Origin of the sequence: Mesorhizobium sp. M7A.F.Ca.CA.002.15.2.1 (genome assembly GCF_003998715.1) — a bacterium.
In the GTDB taxonomy this organism is placed as follows: Bacteria; Pseudomonadota; Alphaproteobacteria; order Rhizobiales; family Rhizobiaceae; genus Mesorhizobium; species Mesorhizobium ciceri.
Window position 1 is genome coordinate 1 of record NZ_RZPI01001013.1, and the last position, 1,258, is coordinate 1,258.

At 60.3% G+C, this 1,258-nt stretch carries 1 protein-coding gene; it reads right to left on the reverse strand.

Annotated elements, in window-relative coordinates:
- Positions 1-89: 89 nt before the first annotated feature.
- Positions 90-1,025: a transcriptional regulator GcvA gene (gcvA, locus tag ENZ74_RS32105; RefSeq protein WP_013528901.1), complete on the reverse strand. Its 936-nt coding sequence runs from the start codon at positions 1,023-1,025 to the stop codon at positions 90-92.
- Positions 1,026-1,258: the final 233 nt, after the last annotated feature.

The following is a 1,258-nucleotide window of genomic DNA, read 5'->3' on the forward strand; positions in this document are numbered from 1 at the left end:
CCTACTGCCCTACTGCCCTACTGCCCTACTGCCCTACTGCCCTACTGCCCTACTGCCCTACTGCCCTACTGCCCTACTGCCCTACTGCCCTACTGCCCTTTATCCGTGGTCCGCGTCTTGGCGACTTCCTCTAGCATCCATTCGCGAAAGGCGACGATGCGCGGATCGTCGGCGGTATTCTCGGGATAGACCAGGAAATAGGCGAACTCGGGCGCCACGCGCAGGCCGAGTTCGAAAGGCTGCACCAGCCTGCCCTGGGAAAGGTCGTTCGCCACCATGGCGAAATCGGCGAGCGCAACGGCATTGCCGTCGAGCGCTGCCTGGACGGCATCCGTGGAATTTCCGAACACGACTGTCCGGCTGTCGTCGAAATCATTGATGCCGGCCGCCGCCATCCACATCCGCCAGTTCGGCCACGTCACGCCTTGCCGCGACCATTCGATATGCGCAAGCGTATGGTTGAAAAGATCGCGCGGCTCGCGCAGCGGCGGACCGGACGTCAAAAGGCTCGGGCTGCATACCGGAATGAGGATGTTGTCGAACAGCCGGTGGGTGCGAAGGCCCGGATATTTGCCAGCGCCAAAACGGATGCCGACATCGATGTCGTCAAGTTCGAAATCCCGCACTTCATAGGCAATGTCGAATCGCAACTCGATATCGGGGTGACGCTTGCGAAAATCGTCGACGCGTCGCATCAGCCATTTTGACGCGAACTGCGCGTCGAGCGTTACCTTCAAAAGAGCGGTGCCGCGCGTCAGCTTTTGCGCCCGCGAAACAGCCCGGCCAAGCAGGTCGAGCGCGTCCGCCGAGGCGTCGAACAGCACCGTTCCCGCCTCGGTGAGCCGGATGGTGCGGCTGGTGCGCGTGAACAGCACCAGCCCGAGCTGATCCTCGATTTCCTTGATCTGATGGCTGACGGCGGCCGGTGTCAGCCCAAGCTCGTCGGCGGCACGGGTGAAATTGAGGTGCCGGGCCGCCGCCTCCAGCGTCCTCAAGGCACGAGTCCCAGGCAGAAGACGAGCCATCCTATCCTCAAAGAAAACTTGATGATCGAGAGAAAACTACTCGTTTCCTACAGAGATTTCAATCTGGCATGATCTGTCCATCGAAACATCATCAAGCCGGATTTGATATTCGGGGAGAACGGAGCACACCATGTCCATCATCGTTTTGAATTCGTCCGCACATCGTCCGAACTGGCTGGCCGAAACCCTCGACTGGTTGCGTCACGCCCGGGTCGCGATACGCCTCCCCCTGT